We start from the raw sequence: 15,253 nt of genomic DNA, 5'->3' as shown, positions 1-15,253 counted from the left end.
TCGCGTCGACCACCAGTGAGTGTGCCGCCCGAGCCGTTCACGTCCTTAAGCCTAGGGAAATACGTCCAACGGATACTCCCAAGTCGGCGCGCCGGCCAGCGTCGGCGCGCCGTGTGGATTGCGCGAGTACCGCCGGTTCGATCGAGCTTGCAAAAGAATTGAAGCAAGCCAAACTCGGAGGCGTTGCACATGGTTCTGGATGCCACCCGTCCGGGAGATAGGCGCGGGCAGTCTCTGGGACGCGAAATGTACCAGCAGATGCGTGGCAGGAAACATGTCATGTGTCGTATTCCTCTGGCACTGGGGCAGCGCCCAGCCGGACTCACAGGCGAATTCCCTATGTGATCCGGCGGATGATATGACCGACAAGTGCAATAACTCTCGTGGTATCAATTCGTGGCAGCGTATGTCGTTACGATAGCAATCGGCCCATTTCCCGTGCTGACAAACGCCGAGGTCATCGGCGTGAGTGCGCCGTCCGCTCCAATCTTGAACTGTGAGACGGTGTTACTTGTGTAATTCGTCACATAGGCATACTTGCCAGTTGGATCCACGGTGATGGCGTTCGGAACAATGCCGGTGGCGACGCTGGCCGTAGCCATCGGTGAGAGCCCACCATCGGCACCGATCGTGTACTGCGAGACGGTGTTATCGGTCTGGTTTACCACGTAGGCATATTTGCCAGAGGGATCCACGGTGACGGAAGTCGGACTCAAGCCAGCACCGACACTGGCCGTCGTCATGGACGTGAGCGCGCCATCGGCACCAATCGTGAACTGAAAAACGCCGCTTCCCCCCATGCTAGTGACATACGCATACTTGCCAGAAGGGCTCACCGTGACCGAATACGGGAAGGGCCCCGTCAAGACACCGGCCGTCGCCATCGGCGTGAGCGCACCATCCGCACCAATCGTGTACTGCAAGATGGTGTTGTTGTTAAAGCTTGTCACATAGGCATATTTGCCAGTCGGATCTACAGCGATGGAGCTTGGGTTGCTTCCAGCGTTGAATTTGGCGGTAGGCATCGGCGTGAGCGCACCGTTGACGCCAATCGTGTATTGCGAAATGGTGCTATCCCCGACATTTGCCGCATAAGCATACTTGCCAGAGGGATCCACGATGACAGCTTGGGATTGGGGGCCAGCCGTGACGTTGGCTGGTGTCATCGGGGTCAGCGCGCCGCTGGCTCCGATCGTGTACTGGGAGACGACACCGCCCCAGCCCGCCACATAGGCGTATTTTCCGGATGGATCCACGGAAACGGAATAGGGTGTGGAAACAGCGCCGACACTGGCTGGAGATATCGGCGTGAGGGTGCCGCCCTCTCCAATCGTGTACTGCGAGACGGCGCTACTTCCTGCGTTTGTCACATAGACCAAGACGATGCGCGTGCAGGTCACGCCGATGCTGGTAACGTTACTTGCGGCTATCGTGCCGGATCCGTTGGACACGGTGCATGTCTGCCCCTTGGGCTGCGTCGCCACGCCGACGGCATACTCACTACCCGATGCCATGCTGGTCGAAAAGCCAAACGTGCCGTTGCCGTTAACGGTCAGCGCATCACCACCTCTGTTCAGCAGTGTCATCTGTGTGCCACTGACCAGGCCGGAGATCGTGCCGGTCACGGAGTACTTTGCGACAGGTGCCTCCGGGGCCGGACCGCCGGCTACGGGGGGGACGGAGGATGCGGGAGCGGTTGGCGTGTCGCCATTGTCGTCCCCGCCGCAAGCAGTCAGGGCCACGCACAAGGACAAACCGAGCAGACTCTTGGACCAATCACTCACGCATGTCCGCGCAGGACGCTTCATCGTTTGCATAACTCCCTCTCTATTCTTTCTTGTTATTTGCCGTAGTAACTTGGGGCACATGCCAGCATGAACAGGACCCGAATCCGTTGGAATTCCCGCTCGACCCAGGGCGACGCCGCGTGAGTCTAGCAAAGCCGGGACGACGTGCGTGTCCCCTAGTCGAGGGACAAGCGTCACCCGCGCTTCGACCCACAGGCCGCTGGTAGCTGGGCTCAAGGGGTTTTCCGGGTACGTCGAAGCGAAGGCGGATCGGGGCGCAAGATTAGCTGGCAACGCCACTACTCACCCATTTGAACGCGAGGCATACACCCCTCTCGGTTCTGTACCCTGCTCGCAAGCACATGCCACCCAAAGTCACGGCGTTCGTCGATTGGGTAGTCTCAATTTTCGCAGAACAGTTGCTCTGCCACGCATTCAGCAAACCTCTGAGCTGACAGAGTCGCCCGCAGTGAGAACGACTGTTCATTGGCCCACAGCGGCCGCTCGTTGCAAAGTGCCGGTTGAATCCACACTCGGGCTACAGCCTGTTGGCGAAATCACATCAGATGGTATTTCCCCCAACCAAAATGATCGTAGTACTTCTGGCAGGCTGCGGTCAGAACGGCGGGGTGGTCAGTACCGCGGGAGGTTGGCGTTGGCGTAGTTGTTTAGGCGTTACGATTGGTTAGCTTCCCTCTCCGCCGCGCGGGAGAGAAGCTAACCAGTGGGGGCACGCGAGGGCCAGTCCATGCGACCATACCCACCGGACCCTTTCCAACAAGAACAACATGACCTCCTGGCTCACCCGCGTCGCGGCGGCATTCGCCTGCGCTGCTGCCTGCCTGGCCACTCCAACCCAGGCGGCAGACACCTCAGCCACGCTGACCATCACCGCCGGCACACAGCAGAAGACCTTGACGCGCGACGCGCTGCTCAAGGACCCTCGACTGGTCAGCGTGGCCGTCGACGACGACAACTACAAGCGCCACATGACGTTCAAGGCCATCCCGATGGCGGCGCTGCTGGCGGGCTTGCCGACATCAGCCGATGGCAGCGCCACCACGGCCGCCACCGATGGCTATGTCTCGCACCTGCCGCTCGCGTTGCTACTGGCCGACCAGCCCAACGGCCCGCGTGCCTGGCTGGCCGTGGAGAACCCGGCGCGGCCGTGGCCGAAGCTGAAGGGCCAGGACATCGGCCCCTATCGCCTGATCTGGACCGTGCCCAAGGCGTCGAGCCAGACGGTCAGGATTACCGAAAGCCTGTGGACCTGGGCGATTGCCCGCATCGACGTCGGTGCCACGGCAGCCGAACGCTTCGCAGTGATCCATCCGGCCGAGGGCGAGCCGGCCGATGGCCCGGTAATGCGCGGCTTTGCCGCGTTCCAGCGGGTCTGTTTCTCGTGCCATTCGATGAACCGCGCCGGCGACGCCCATCTGGGGCCCGACCTGAACGTGCCCCACAACCCGGTGGAATATCTGGGCGACGAGCGGCTGGCCGCGCTCGTCCGCAACCCGCAGTCGCTGCACTGGTGGCCGGGCTCGAAGATGCCTTCGATCGACGAGAAGACGCTGTCCGACACCGAACTCAAGGACCTGCTGGCCTACCTGCACCATATGGCGGGCCGCAAGGCGCCGGCCGAGACCCCGGCGGCGCCCAAGCCCTGAGCGCGCGACTCAGACGTCGATGGCCGACGCGGACTGCAGCTGGCGCCGCAGTTCGAACTTCTGGATCTTGCCCGTCGACGTCTTCGGCAGCGGCCCGAAGTACACGGCCTTGGGTACCTTGAAGCCGGCCAGCAAGGTGCGGCAGTGGGCGATGATCTCGTCGGCCGTGGCGCTGGCGCCGTCCTTGAGTTCGACGAAAGCGCACGGCGTTTCGCCCCACTTGCTGTCGGGCTGGGCCACCACGGCGGCGGCCATCACGGCCGGATGACGGTAGATGGCATCCTCGACCTCGACGCTGGAGATGTTCTCGCCGCCCGAGATGATGATGTCCTTGCTGCGGTCCTTGATCTTGATATAGCCGTCGGGCATGCACACGCCCAGGTCGCCTGTGTGGAACCAGCCGCCCTTGAACGCGTCGCGCGTGGCGCGGTCGTTCTTCAGGTAGCCCTTCATGCAGATGTTGCCGCGGAACATGATCTCGCCGATGGTCTCGCCGTCGCGCGGCACCGGCTCCATGGTGTCGGCATCGAACACCGCCACGCCCGACTGCAGGTGGTAGCGCACGCCCTGGCGCGCCTTGAGCACCGCGCGTTCCTCCATCGACAGCGTGCGCCAGTCGTCCTGCTCGGCGCAGGCGGCGGCCGGGCCGTAGACCTCGGTCAGCCCATAGACGTGCGAAAGCTCGAATCCCATTTCTTCCATCTGCGCCAGCACTGCCGCCGGGGGCGGGGCGCCGGCCACCATGCCGCGCACCGGCCCGCGCAGGCCGTCGCGCCAGGCGGCCGGCGCGCTGACCAGCGCGGTGTGGACGATGGGCGCGGCGCAGTAGTGCGTCACGCCTTCGTCGCGCATCAGGTCGAACACCAGCTTGGGATCGAACTTGCGCAGGCAGACGTTCACGCCGGCGCGGGCCGCCACGGTCCACGCGAAGCACCAGCCGTTGCAATGGAACAGCGGCAGCGTCCACAGATAGACTGGATGCTTGGCCATGTCCCATTCGAGGATGTTCGACACCGCGTTCATCGCAGCGCCCCGGTGGTGATAGACCACGCCCTTGGGGTCGCCCGTGGTGCCCGACGTGTAGTTCAGCGCGATGGCATCCCACTCGTCGTCGGGCATGCGCCACGCGAAATCGGGGTCGCCGCCGGCCAGGAACGTTTCGTAGTCGGTGTCGCCAAACGGCGCGTCCGGCTCGGGGCCGAGCACATCGTGCACGGCGATGACCTTCAGGCCCTGCACCTCGCGCGCGAGCTGGCGCGCCACGTCGGCGAACTCGGTATCGGCCAGCAGCACGCGAGCCTCGCCATGGCGCAGCATGAAGACCAGGTTGGCGGTGTCGAGCCGGATATTGAGCGCATTGAGCACCGCACCAGCCATCGGCACCCCGAAATGCGCTTCGATCATCGCCGGCGTATTGGGCAGCAGTGCCGCCACGGTGTCGCCCTTGCCGATCCCGGCGCGCGCCAGGGCACTGGCCAGCCGGCGGCAGCGCGTGTACGTGTCGCGCCAGTTCTGGCGCGTCGGCCCATGCACGATGGCCAGGCGCTGGCCGTAGACTTCGGCCGCGCGGGCGATGAAGTCAATCGGCGTCAGCGGCACGAAGTTGGCGGCATTGCGGGCCAGCCCGGTGTCGTAGTCGGTCGGCATGGTGGTTGTCTCCTGTCTGGAATCCGTTGCGGATGCGTGGTGTGTTATTGGGGGCACGCTATCATTGTGCCGCCGGCCACTCTGTCGTCTGGATGACAGAGTGGCCGCAGCCGCCATATCGCGCCCGCCGCGCGGTGGTTGGCATCGGTTTCACGTCAGTTTCACGTCAGATTTCCCATCTTCCCCATGGACGTACACGCAGCGCTTGCACAACACGACTGGTATCGCGCGATGGCGCCGGCACATCAGGCGCTGGCCACATCGGGCACGGTCGCGCGCACGGTGGCCGCCAACAGCTATATCGCGCGCCGTGGCGAGTATTCGCAATACTGGATCGGCGTGGACGCCGGGCTGATCAAGCTGGCCGTCTATACGCCGGACGGGCGCGGCTGCACGTTCTGCGGGGTGCCGGCCGGCGGCTGGTGTGGGGAGGGTAGCGTCATCAAGCGCGAGGATCGGCGCTACGACGTGATCGCGGTGCGTGAATCGCGCGTGCTGCTGGTGGCCGAGACGGTCTTCAACACGCTGCTGGCGGACAGCCTGCCGTTCGCGGGCTACGTGGTGCGCCAGCTCAACGAGCGGATGGGCCAGTTCATCGCCATGGTGCAGAACGACCGCCTACTGGGCGCCGATGCGCGCGTGGCGCAGGCCATCGCGCAGTTGTTCCACCCGGCGCTGTATCCGAAGACCAGCGCGGTGCTGGAACTGTCGCAGGAAGAAATCGGCCTGCTGACCGGGCTGTCTCGGCAGCGCGTGAACCAGGCACTGCGGCGGCTCGAAGCAGAGGGCATGGTCGGGCTGTCGTACCAGACCATCCGCGTGACGGACCTGGAGGCACTGCGCCGGTTCGGCCTGTCGGACCTATAGCCCGAACGGCCCTGATTGCATGACCTTCGGCAACAATACTCGAACCTACTCATTCCTCGAATCTGCACGACCCACTTGAACACGCGCGCAGGTGTCGTCCAAGGTGGAAGTACATACCAATCGCAGTCACATAGTCGAGAGCATGAGCGCCTTTGCATATGGGCCGTACCTATTGACGGCTTCAAGGTGGCGCAGAAACGGCACGAAGACCCCATGCTCGCATTGGTTCGGTTGGCTTTTGGGATAGCACCGGAGATATACCGCGCGCTGCACAAACGATGCGTTTGAGACAGCCAAGCGGGCTCAAAAGTGGAGCTTCGAATGGCGGAAGGTCGCTTGCCGGCCAGGAACAGTCCCTGACCGAAACGGCTTCGAATGGCGGCTTGATGCCTAGCAGCGGCCATCCGATTTCCGAGAATCTCTCATCCAGAGCGCCGAGCGACCGAATCGGAGGTTCTCTCTGGACATGGATGCATACGTGCCGCTTCCAACTTTGAAAAGCGGTATCGGGTGAACGGGAAGTGAGGTAGCTAGCGAAATGGCTGCTTACGTATCCTTGGTCGCCATTTCTCTTGGCACGAGCCATCGGCAACTTTGGGTCGACTACTGCTTGGCTGGCCCCGCCTTATCGGGGGCTGGGAATCGTTCGGGCGCTTGCCGGCAGAGCTAGAGGACTTTTAGTAACAGTTACCACTATTGAGAAACGATGCCAACGCTCAACGCTGAGAATCATCCGTTGACGGAGCGATTCCACAAGCCCAGAGACGAAAAGCGCAGCGTGGTACTGCTTCCTCGCGCCGAATGAGACAACTGGCTTCCCAGGGCAGGCCCTTTACGCGCAGATTGAACATCGTCTGAAGCTCTCTGGACGGGGTACGCGATTGGCGCACCAGGTTTAAGTCAACGTGCTACAAAGAAAAAAGCCTCCCGAAGGAGGCTTATCCGTTAGTGGCGCTGCACTACTTAGAAACCGAGTACAGATCGGATAGCGCAACGCGCAGCTTGCCGCTGTACGCACTGCGTGCAGGCGTACGCGCCTTCACGCTATCGGACTTTTCAACTCGCGATAGCAGCACTTGAACGCCACTCTTCTGCATGGTCACGATTTCCGTCCGCAGCCGCTTGCTCGACTTGCGCGCGGTCGTCAGACCGACGTTCGTCGACTTACCTGCGTTCAAAGCCATAGAAACCTCCTGTGTCTGCGTTCGGGCGCGTAACGCATTCGAACTGGAGCCATATGCACCAGCCTCGAAACGCCTTCCAAGTCTATTGGAAATCAGATCGAGATGGCTCGACTGCGTCATATAGAAATACTGGGGGATGTGGGGAAAAACTGCGCGCGGATAGAGGGTGCTCTATCAAGCACTTCACAGAATTGCCAGATCAACCGCGGATGGGGCAATGGCCACACCTCCGGATCAAACATTGTATCGACGTCGGCATCCGCTCGCATGAACTTGACCAAACGCGCAGCCGGGGCCGGCCGGAATCCATTCGCCCATTCGTTTGCCGTCTCCTCCCACAATTCCGGGTCCCCCAGCGCATAAACGAGAACATCCGCAAAGAACACGACGAATCGCCGTCCTGCGAACGAGATACCAATTATCTCGATGCCATCGGCCAATGCCTGCGGCTCGGTAATGTCGATGACATCGGGCTGTTGGCCTGCCGGCGGCTGGCCTCGACTTCCGCGGCCCTAGCCGCTACCTCCTGGACCACCCTCGCCTAGCGGCGCAAGGATCCAAGCCGCGCAACATCACAGGGCTTTCCATGACCAGCGCGGAAATCCTTGGGGCTCGCCCGGGGGCCAACCATCCACACTCCGCAGGGTGTTGGACGTTATCCCATCTGTGCCGCCGGCCACATTAACCTATGTAAATTCATAGTTTATAGCTTTATTCTGCCATAATCTATGAAAAATCATGGTTCTATGGCGGATGAGTCCCGCCGATTGCATGCATGTTAGCAGGCATATAAACTATGAAAAGTAATCGCTTATCCTCAGAATAATTAACAAACCATCAAAAATCATAGGTTATGAGCAATGTGACGCCAGCAGAGCTTGAGGCTTCCCTTGGTGAACAGATCCGAGCCGAGCGCCTTCGCAAGAATATGACGATGGCAGATCTGGCCGTGAAGGCGGGAGTGTCCGATCAAACTGTTCGAGCGCTTGAGGCCGGAAAGGGTGCGCGGGTGGAGTCTCTCATCCGCGTAGTTGTAGCGCTCGGCCGTGTTGCATGGCTTGAAAGCTTCCGGCCTGCGGTCAAGATTAGTCCTTTGCAAATTGCACAAGGAAAGCCGAAACGACAGCGCGGTAGCCGCAGCTTAATTGCTTTGACCGCGAAGAAAAAGGATTTGTGATGGCTGTATTCCGGCCCGTTGATGCGGTTACCGTGGAGATCTGGGGGAAACCGGTTGGTGCTGTAGCGCTGGATCCGGACTCTGGATTCTACGCATTTGAATTCGATCCGAAGTTTGCAAGATCGGGAATCAACCTGGCTCCATTGCAGATGCCACTGTCGGAAGCCAGCGAGCCGTTCGTGTTTCCGAGTCTCTCGATCGAGACATATCAGCGCCTTCCCGCCATGATCGCCGACGCGCTTCCCGACAAGTTTGGCAACGCGCTGATTAATGCATGGATGGCCGACCGAGGCATAGCCAATCGTAACGTTACGGCTCTGGATCGACTGGCCTACATGGGACAACGCTCGATGGGCGCCATGATCTTCAAACCCAACCGTGGTCCAACCAAATCGGCGTCTACCGCGTTAGAGCTGTCCGGCCTAGTGAAACAGGCGCGCAGTGTCATTCAGGGGGATTTTAAGACTGGCGACCATGCGGGGGAGGTGCTGCGCCAGATTATCCAGGTGGGCACCTCTGCCGGCGGCGCGCGGGCCAAGGCAACAATTGCCTGGAATTCGCGGACGCAGGAAGTCAAGACGGGCCAGTTTGAGATTCCGTCTGGATTCGATGCTTGGCTCTTGAAGTTCGACGGTATCGGCGCGGACGAACAACTGGGCGAAGGGCGTAATTACGGCCGCATTGAATACGCCTACTCTTTGATGGCCAAGGCTGCAGGTATCACCATGTCGGACTGCCATTTGCTAGAGGAAGAGGGCCGGGCGCACTTCATGACGAAACGCTTCGACCGCACAGGTAACGAGCGGCACCACATGCAGACGCTTTGTGCCATTGCTCACCTGGACTTCAATCAGATCGGGGCCCACAGCTACCATCAATTGTTCCAGACCATCATTGCTCTCGGACTTGGCCGAGCAGAGTTGGAACAAACACTACGACGCATGATCTTCAACGTGTTAGCGGCGAACCATGACGATCACACGAAGAACTTCTCCTTTCTCCTAAAGAAGGGAGGGGCGTGGGAACTCGCACCAGCTTACGATGTCACTTTTGCCTGCAATCCGAACAATAAATGGCTCAAGCAGCATCTGATGTCGGTGAACGGCAAGTTCGATGGAATCACCGAGCGGGACTTCCGCGAAGTCGCGGATCGCTACGAATTGCTCGGCGCATGCACTGACATCATTGCCGACGTGCGGGCGGCCGCGGCTCAGTGGCCGAAGTTTGCTAGGCAAGCTGAGTTACCAGAGCAAAGTGCCAAAGAAATCAGCCAGGCGCTGGACAATTTTTAACGCCTAGGTAGGTCGGCCAGCCTCGATATAGCCAAAGTTCCAAACTCTGACTGCATCGAGCTAGAGCGTGACAAGAATGTGAGAAATTGCCGTCGGGGACTTGCATCAATTACCCGATCGACGCAGAGCCTTTTCCAGATATTCGGCAGTGCGGCTCGTCGCCACGCTGGCGATCTCGGTGGGACGACCGCACGCGACGACCCGGCCGCCCTCTTCTCCGGCACCCGGACCCATATCGATCACCCAATCCGCCTGCGCCACAACACGCATCTCGTGTTCGACGACGACGACGGTGTTACCCGCATCCACCAGCTCCTGGAGTTGCACCAGCAGGCGGTCCACATCGGCCGGATGCAACCCATTGGTGGGTTCGTCCAGCACGTAAAGCGTGTCGCCGCGCTGGGCGCGCTGCAGCTCGGTGGCCAGCTTGATCCGCTGCGCCTCCCCGCCCGAGAGCTCGGTGGCCGGCTGCCCCAATCGAAGATATCCCAATCCGATGTCCCGCAACACCTTCAGCGATCGCATCACCGAAGGCTCGTCCGCGAAGACTTCGCATGCCGCATCGACGGTCAGGTCGAGGATCTCGGCAATATTCCTGCCCTGCCAGGTGATTTCCAGCGTCTGCGCCTGATATCGCGTGCCGTGGCAAGCAGTACACGGCGCATACACACTCGGTAGGAACAGCAATTCCACGCTGACGAAGCCCTCGCCTTCGCATGTCGGACAACGGCCTTGAGCAACGTTGAAGGAGAAGCGGCCTGGCGTATAGCGTCGCTTGCGCGCCGCGGGAGTATCGGCAAACAACTTGCGGACATGATCGAACAAGCCGGTATAGGTGGCGAGGTTAGATCGCGGTGTGCGGCCAATCGGCTTCTGGTCGACGCGCACCAGCCGGCGCACCGTCCCCATGTCACCCGCAATGCGCCCCGTAATGGGCGCATCCGTCACCGCGAATAGCGGATCGCGTTCCTCGTCGGCATCGCTATCGTTTGCGCGGCCGAGATGCCGGTTCACCAGCTCCGGCAATGCCTGGCTGATCAGGCTCGATTTCCCCGACCCCGAGACGCCCGTCACTGCCACGAAACAGCCCAGCGGTATCGCCGCATCGATCTTATGCAGATTGTTGCGCGATACATGCACGAGTCTGAGCCAACTGGCAGGGTCGCGAGCGTCTCGCGGTGGCATCTGCTGTTCGCCGAACAGATAGGCCGCGGTACGCGACGCCTGTACGGCGGCGAGCCCGTCAAGCGGTCCGCTGTAGAGCACGTGCCCACCGCCCTCGCCGGCGGCCGGCCCCACGTCTACGATCCAGTCCGCGTGACGCATGGTCTGCGTGTCGTGTTCGACGATGAACAGGGAGTTGCCCGCCGCCTTCAATCGTCTCAAGGCCACCAGCAGCGCTTCGCCATCGGCAGGATGCAGCCCGGCCGATGGCTCGTCTAGCACATAGACCACGCCGAACAGTTGGGAAGACAACTGCGTGGCCAGGCGCAACCGTTGCAATTCGCCCGAGGACAGTGTCGGCGTGCTGCGGTTCAGCGACAGATAGCCCAGTCCGAGATCGATCAGCGTGGCAACCCGCTCTATCAACTCTTCTGCAATGCGTTGCGCGGCCAGCTGCTTTTCGTCGGAAAGGTTGGGCGTACGCCGCACATCGGGCGCCGCCTTGTGCGCGGATCCTCCCGCCGCGACACGACGCGCCGTGGCGGTGCGCATCGCTTTCGTGCTCAGCACCGCGCCGGAGGCTGCCGCCGGGCTGGCCCACTCGCCGTGTGCGATCGGACGCATGATCTCCGACACCCGGGTAAGTGAAAGGCTCACGAACTCGCCGATGTCCATGCCCGCGAACGTTACCGACAAGGCTTCCTTCTTGAGCCGCTTTCCGTGACAGGCCGGGCATTCCCGCCCCAGCATGTACTGCGCGACCCGCTTCTTCATCAACGCGCTCTGCGTCGTGGCAAAGGTCTGCAAAACATAGCGACGTGCACCCGTGAACGTGCCCTGGTAGCTCGGCTCCATCTTGCGCTTGAGCGCCGCGCGTACCTCCTTAGGCGTGAATCCTGCGTACACCGGTACCGTGGGCTGGTCCTCGGTGAACAGGATCCAGTCGCGATCCCTCTTCGGCAACTCGCGCCACGGCTTGTCCACGTCATAGCCAAGCGTGACCAGGATGTCGCGCAAGTTCTGCCCGTGCCATGCGGGCGGCCACGCGGCGATCGCGCGCTCGCGTATCGACAGGGAATCGTCGGGGACCATCGACTGCTCGGTGACATCATAGATACGCCCCAGACCATGGCACGTAGGGCAGGCGCCCTCGACCGTGTTGGGCGAGAAATCCTCCGCATACAGCATCGGCTGCCGAGGCGGATAGGTGCCCGCGCGCGAATAGAGCATGCGGACAAGGCTTCCCAGCGTGGCAACGCTACCGACAGTAGAGCGTGCATTCGGGGTGCCGCGCTGCTGCTGGAGCGCGACGGCGGGCGGCAGCCCTTCTATCGCATCCACTTCCGGTACACCCACCTGCTCGATCAGCCGCCGGGCATAGGGAGCCACCGACTCGAAGTAGCGCCGCTGGGCTTCAGCGTAAAGCGTCCCGAATGCCAAGGATGACTTCCCGGAACCCGATACGCCAGTAAAAACAACCAACGCGTTGCGCGGGATATCGACATTTACGTTCTTAAGATTGTGCTCGCGCGCGCCGCGCACGCGGACGAAATTGCCTGCCGAATACCCGGCCACGGCGAGGAGCGGGTCCTCAGGTACAAGTGGGTGCTGGCGGTCTTCATCCTTCATGCGAATTGGGCTGGAATCGATTGGCGGTGGGTTTCATATCGCTCGTTGAGCCCCGTCGGTCTTGCAGAACTCCCGACAGAATCTACGTGCTTTCAGCTCGCACGCCGGCCGTCTCCGCACGGTGTTTCGCGTCTCCGCACGCGCTCGAGGCAAACACGCCGATGGTTCCCAGCACGCACTAAACATGCCAATTAGTGTCGGTGAGAGGCTTCGGTGGAGAAAGCAAGCTGCAGGTGCGCCGTCAATGTGAATTACTTGGAGGATTGCCGGTGACTCTTCTGTTATTCGCGGAGGACACGGTTTAGATGACTGTACCGCGCTGCCCGCGCGCGTGCGTTGAGTGTAGGTGTTGTCCTGCCCTACTGAACGGAACGCTGAGTGCAGACTTTGGGGGAAAGGGAAAGGGGCCTGTGTGACCGCTGCGACCGGGCGCGGCCGAACAGAGCAGCCGCGAGGCCTGTTTTTACAGTCCGAGGATGTCAATTTCCGGACTCCCCACTAACTGACTGACGGCCCCGCGGTCGCCTTCCCCCCGCGCTCACGCGGGGAGTACGTTGCCGGTGGCCGCAGCTGCGGCGGAATCAATGGCGCCTCAGCATCATAGATGGCATCTTCCGGAACTGCGGTTCGCTACAGGGGAATTAGGCCAGTTGGCCGGTAAGTTCCGCCTTGCGCGCTTCGAGTTGTTGTGCGACGTCTCTGAGATCGACTTTGGCTCGAATCACCGCCGGGAATAACTCACTTTCCTCTTCCTCTACGTGGTGGCCCACGTACTCGGTCAAAACCGTGTAGTGAGCCTCCAGCATCTCGCTGGTCCCGGCTTCAATCTGGGCGATCAAGTCCTTCGCCACTGTGTGCTCGACTTTGGCCTCGTCCAGCATGTCATCGATCTTGCCGCTGGCGCCGCGCAGGGCAGGATAGAAAATTTCCTCTTCTATCTGCGCGTGGACTGTCAATTGCTGACAGGTCTCGGAAGCGATTGAACGCTTTTCAGCGTCGTTCTTTGACTCCTGGAATGCCTTAAATAGTTTCTTGACGCTGCGGTGATCGTCCACCAGCAGGGACAGCGCGGCGCGCTGTTCAACGGGTACTTTGGATTTGTCCATGAAATCTCGCGGTGGGGTAGTTATAAGTTTGGGTGCGGCAAGATCACCGGCCGCCCCCACCTACTCAGCAAGACGCATTCCAACCTGCTGACAACTGAAGCGCTACATTGTCATGACGACTTTTATGCAACCGTCCTGCTTGTCGCGGAACGTCTTATACATATCGGGACCGTTCTCTAACGCGACCCGGTGCGTGATGATGAACGTGGGATCGATCTGGCCGTCGAGGACGCGTTGCAAAAGGTCGTCGGTCCATCGGTTCACATGGGTCTGCCCCGTTCGGAGAGTAAGGCCCTTGTTCATTAGAGCCCCCATCGGGATTTTGTCGACTAGGCCGCCGTAAACGCCAGGAATTGAAAGAATGCCAGCGGGGCGGCAAACGTAAATCATCTCGCGCAATACGTGAGGACGGTCGGATTCCAGCATGACCGCCTGCTTTATTCGGTCGTAGACGGAATCGAGCGAGGCCGTTGCATGTGCTTCCAGGCCGACCGCGTCAATGCACTTGTCCGGCCCCTTGCCGTGGGTCAGTTCATTCAGGGCCTCCACAATGTTGACGCTGTCGAAGTTCAACGGTGAAGCACCGAGTTGCTGAGCCATGGCGAGGCGCTCGACTACGTTGTCGATGACGATGACTTGTTGGGCGCCCATGATTTTCGCACTCAGGATCGCGAATTGGCCCACGGGGCCTGCACCCCAAACGGCAACGATATCATCCGGCTGGATTTCGCACACAGCGGCCGCTTGCCAGCCCGTGGGCAGGATATCGCCGAGAAAGAGCACTGATTCGTCGCTGACGCCCTCCGGAATCGTGACCGGTGCCACGTCGGCATATGGCACGCGTACGAACTCAGCTTGGCCGCCCGCATAACCGCCAGTTAAGTGCGTGTATCCGAACAATCCCGCAGTGGAGTGCCCGAACACTTTGTCGGCAGTGGCTTTATTGCGGTTTGTCCGCTCGCATACCGAGAAATTGCCTCGGCGACACTGGTCGCATTCGCCGCAAATGATAGTGAAGGGGACGACAACGCGGTCTCCCACCTTCAATCGCTTGTTCTCCGCGCCCACTTCCACGACTTCGCCCATGAACTCGTGACCCATGATGTCGCCCTTTTCCATGCCAGGTACGAAACCATCAAACAAATGAAGGTCGGAGCCACAGATGGCACAACTTGTCACTTTGATGATCGCATCGCGGGGGTGCTCGATGCTCGGGTCGGGAACGGTGTCGCAGCGGATGTCATGTTTTCCATGCCAGCATAGGGCTTTCATATTCGGCTCCAGGCAAGTCTTGATTGCCAAGGCCATCATGTGGCCGCGGCCCCGGCGCGATGTCCTCGCACGCATTGACCATGCCTGCCCGCTGCGCGCTAGTCGACAACTGGGAAGCGAGAACCATTCGACGACATGAAAGCACAACCGAAGTATTGTCTTGTCGTCCCGCAGTCGCGAAATCAGTTGCCGATTTCCCCGGTGGTGGATTCATTGTCAGCCCACGACGCTACGACGCAATCGTGTCTGCAACTGCGGTATGAACGATCTGAACCGCACCCCTCAAAAACGCAAGACGGCCACCGGGAGCCGAGGCGCCCGTCCATCACGGGATAGTATTTGGCGCTGCAAGCCTGCCCATTCCCGTCTTTGACCAGTAGAGACGTTTGTGACCTCCACGCGTGACTTGGCGGCGATGTGGTACCAGCGGCCGGATCAACACTTAAGGCCGAACCCACTTA

The 15,253-nt window shown here is 60.8% G+C and carries 11 protein-coding genes; 4 read left to right on the top strand and 7 right to left on the bottom strand.

Features of this window, described 5'->3' with window-relative positions:
- Window positions 1-389: 389 nt before the first annotated feature.
- Entirely contained in the window at window positions 390-1,625 is a 1,236-nt protein-coding gene (locus GA566_RS29485; RefSeq protein WP_160475093.1) for a beta-propeller fold lactonase family protein, read from the bottom strand.
- A gap of 950 nt (window positions 1,626-2,575) precedes the next feature.
- On the opposite strand from GA566_RS29485, the gene GA566_RS29480 reads away from it, so the two are divergent.
- A complete protein-coding gene (locus tag GA566_RS29480) occupies window positions 2,576-3,454 on the top strand; it encodes a cytochrome c (protein WP_160475092.1) in 879 nt (292 codons plus the stop codon).
- A gap of 9 nt (window positions 3,455-3,463) precedes the next feature.
- Here the strand turns inward: GA566_RS29480 and GA566_RS29475 are convergent, their stop codons facing one another.
- Window positions 3,464-5,101, bottom strand: coding sequence for an acyl-CoA synthetase (locus GA566_RS29475; protein ID WP_160475091.1), 1,638 nt, complete (start codon window positions 5,099-5,101; stop codon window positions 3,464-3,466).
- A 186-nt stretch (window positions 5,102-5,287) separates the two neighbouring features.
- On the opposite strand from GA566_RS29475, the gene GA566_RS29470 reads away from it, so the two are divergent.
- Window positions 5,288-5,968, top strand: a complete 681-nt coding sequence (locus GA566_RS29470; RefSeq protein WP_160475090.1) for a Crp/Fnr family transcriptional regulator — start codon at window positions 5,288-5,290, stop codon at window positions 5,966-5,968.
- A 959-nt stretch (window positions 5,969-6,927) separates the two neighbouring features.
- Here the strand turns inward: GA566_RS29470 and GA566_RS29465 are convergent.
- Complete coding sequence (locus GA566_RS29465; protein ID WP_160475089.1) at window positions 6,928-7,152, bottom strand: hypothetical protein; 225 nt, start codon at window positions 7,150-7,152, stop codon at window positions 6,928-6,930.
- A 116-nt stretch (window positions 7,153-7,268) separates the two neighbouring features.
- Complete coding sequence (locus GA566_RS33060) at window positions 7,269-7,592, bottom strand: hypothetical protein (RefSeq protein ID WP_202126983.1); 324 nt, start codon at window positions 7,590-7,592, stop codon at window positions 7,269-7,271.
- Window positions 7,593-8,005: 413 nt separating this feature from the next.
- On the opposite strand from GA566_RS33060, the gene GA566_RS29455 reads away from it, so the two are divergent.
- Window positions 8,006-8,329, top strand: coding sequence for a helix-turn-helix transcriptional regulator (locus GA566_RS29455; protein ID WP_160475088.1), 324 nt, complete (start codon window positions 8,006-8,008; stop codon window positions 8,327-8,329).
- A complete protein-coding gene (locus GA566_RS29450) occupies window positions 8,329-9,621 on the top strand; it encodes a type II toxin-antitoxin system HipA family toxin (protein WP_160475087.1) in 1,293 nt (430 codons plus the stop codon). The genes GA566_RS29455 and GA566_RS29450 overlap by 1 nt, the downstream gene beginning before the upstream one ends.
- A gap of 105 nt (window positions 9,622-9,726) precedes the next feature.
- On the opposite strand, the gene GA566_RS29445 is transcribed toward GA566_RS29450, so the two are convergent.
- The 3 genes from GA566_RS29445 to GA566_RS29435 form a co-directional block, all read right to left on the bottom strand.
- Window positions 9,727-12,414, bottom strand: coding sequence for an excinuclease ABC subunit UvrA (locus GA566_RS29445; RefSeq protein WP_160475086.1), 2,688 nt, complete (start codon window positions 12,412-12,414; stop codon window positions 9,727-9,729).
- Window positions 12,415-13,055: 641 nt separating this feature from the next.
- Window positions 13,056-13,520 carry a hemerythrin domain-containing protein gene (locus GA566_RS29440; RefSeq protein ID WP_160475085.1) on the bottom strand — a complete coding sequence of 155 codons (465 nt, stop codon included), beginning with the start codon at window positions 13,518-13,520 and terminating at the stop codon, window positions 13,056-13,058.
- Between the two features lie 102 nt (window positions 13,521-13,622).
- Window positions 13,623-14,792 carry a zinc-dependent alcohol dehydrogenase gene (locus tag GA566_RS29435; RefSeq protein WP_160475084.1) on the bottom strand — a complete coding sequence of 390 codons (1,170 nt, stop codon included), beginning with the start codon at window positions 14,790-14,792 and terminating at the stop codon, window positions 13,623-13,625.
- Window positions 14,793-15,253 lie beyond the last annotated feature (461 nt).

Source organism: Cupriavidus sp. SW-Y-13, assembly GCF_009793345.1.
GTDB lineage: Bacteria > Pseudomonadota > Gammaproteobacteria > Burkholderiales > Burkholderiaceae > Cupriavidus.
The sequence above is the reverse complement of the archived record's forward strand: the minus strand, read 5'-3'. Positions and strand labels throughout refer to the sequence as shown.

Bases quoted from the DNA above. Each gene is read 5' to 3' on its own strand.
- GA566_RS29480 (WP_160475092.1), top strand. From the start codon at position 2,576: ATGACCTCCTGGCTCACCCGCGTCGCGGCGGCATTCGCCTGCGCTGCT.
- GA566_RS29475 (WP_160475091.1), bottom strand. From the start codon at position 5,101: ATGCCGACCGACTACGACACCGGGCTGGCCCGCAATGCCGCCAACTTC.
- GA566_RS29470 (WP_160475090.1), top strand. From the start codon at position 5,288: ATGGACGTACACGCAGCGCTTGCACAACACGACTGGTATCGCGCGATG.
- GA566_RS29465 (WP_160475089.1), bottom strand. From the start codon at position 7,152: ATGGCTTTGAACGCAGGTAAGTCGACGAACGTCGGTCTGACGACCGCG.
- GA566_RS29455 (WP_160475088.1), top strand. From the start codon at position 8,006: ATGAGCAATGTGACGCCAGCAGAGCTTGAGGCTTCCCTTGGTGAACAG.
- GA566_RS29450 (WP_160475087.1), top strand. From the start codon at position 8,329: ATGGCTGTATTCCGGCCCGTTGATGCGGTTACCGTGGAGATCTGGGGG.
- GA566_RS29445 (WP_160475086.1), bottom strand. From the start codon at position 12,414: ATGAAGGATGAAGACCGCCAGCACCCACTTGTACCTGAGGACCCGCTC.
- GA566_RS29440 (WP_160475085.1), bottom strand. From the start codon at position 13,520: ATGGACAAATCCAAAGTACCCGTTGAACAGCGCGCCGCGCTGTCCCTG.
- GA566_RS29435 (WP_160475084.1), bottom strand. From the start codon at position 14,792: ATGAAAGCCCTATGCTGGCATGGAAAACATGACATCCGCTGCGACACC.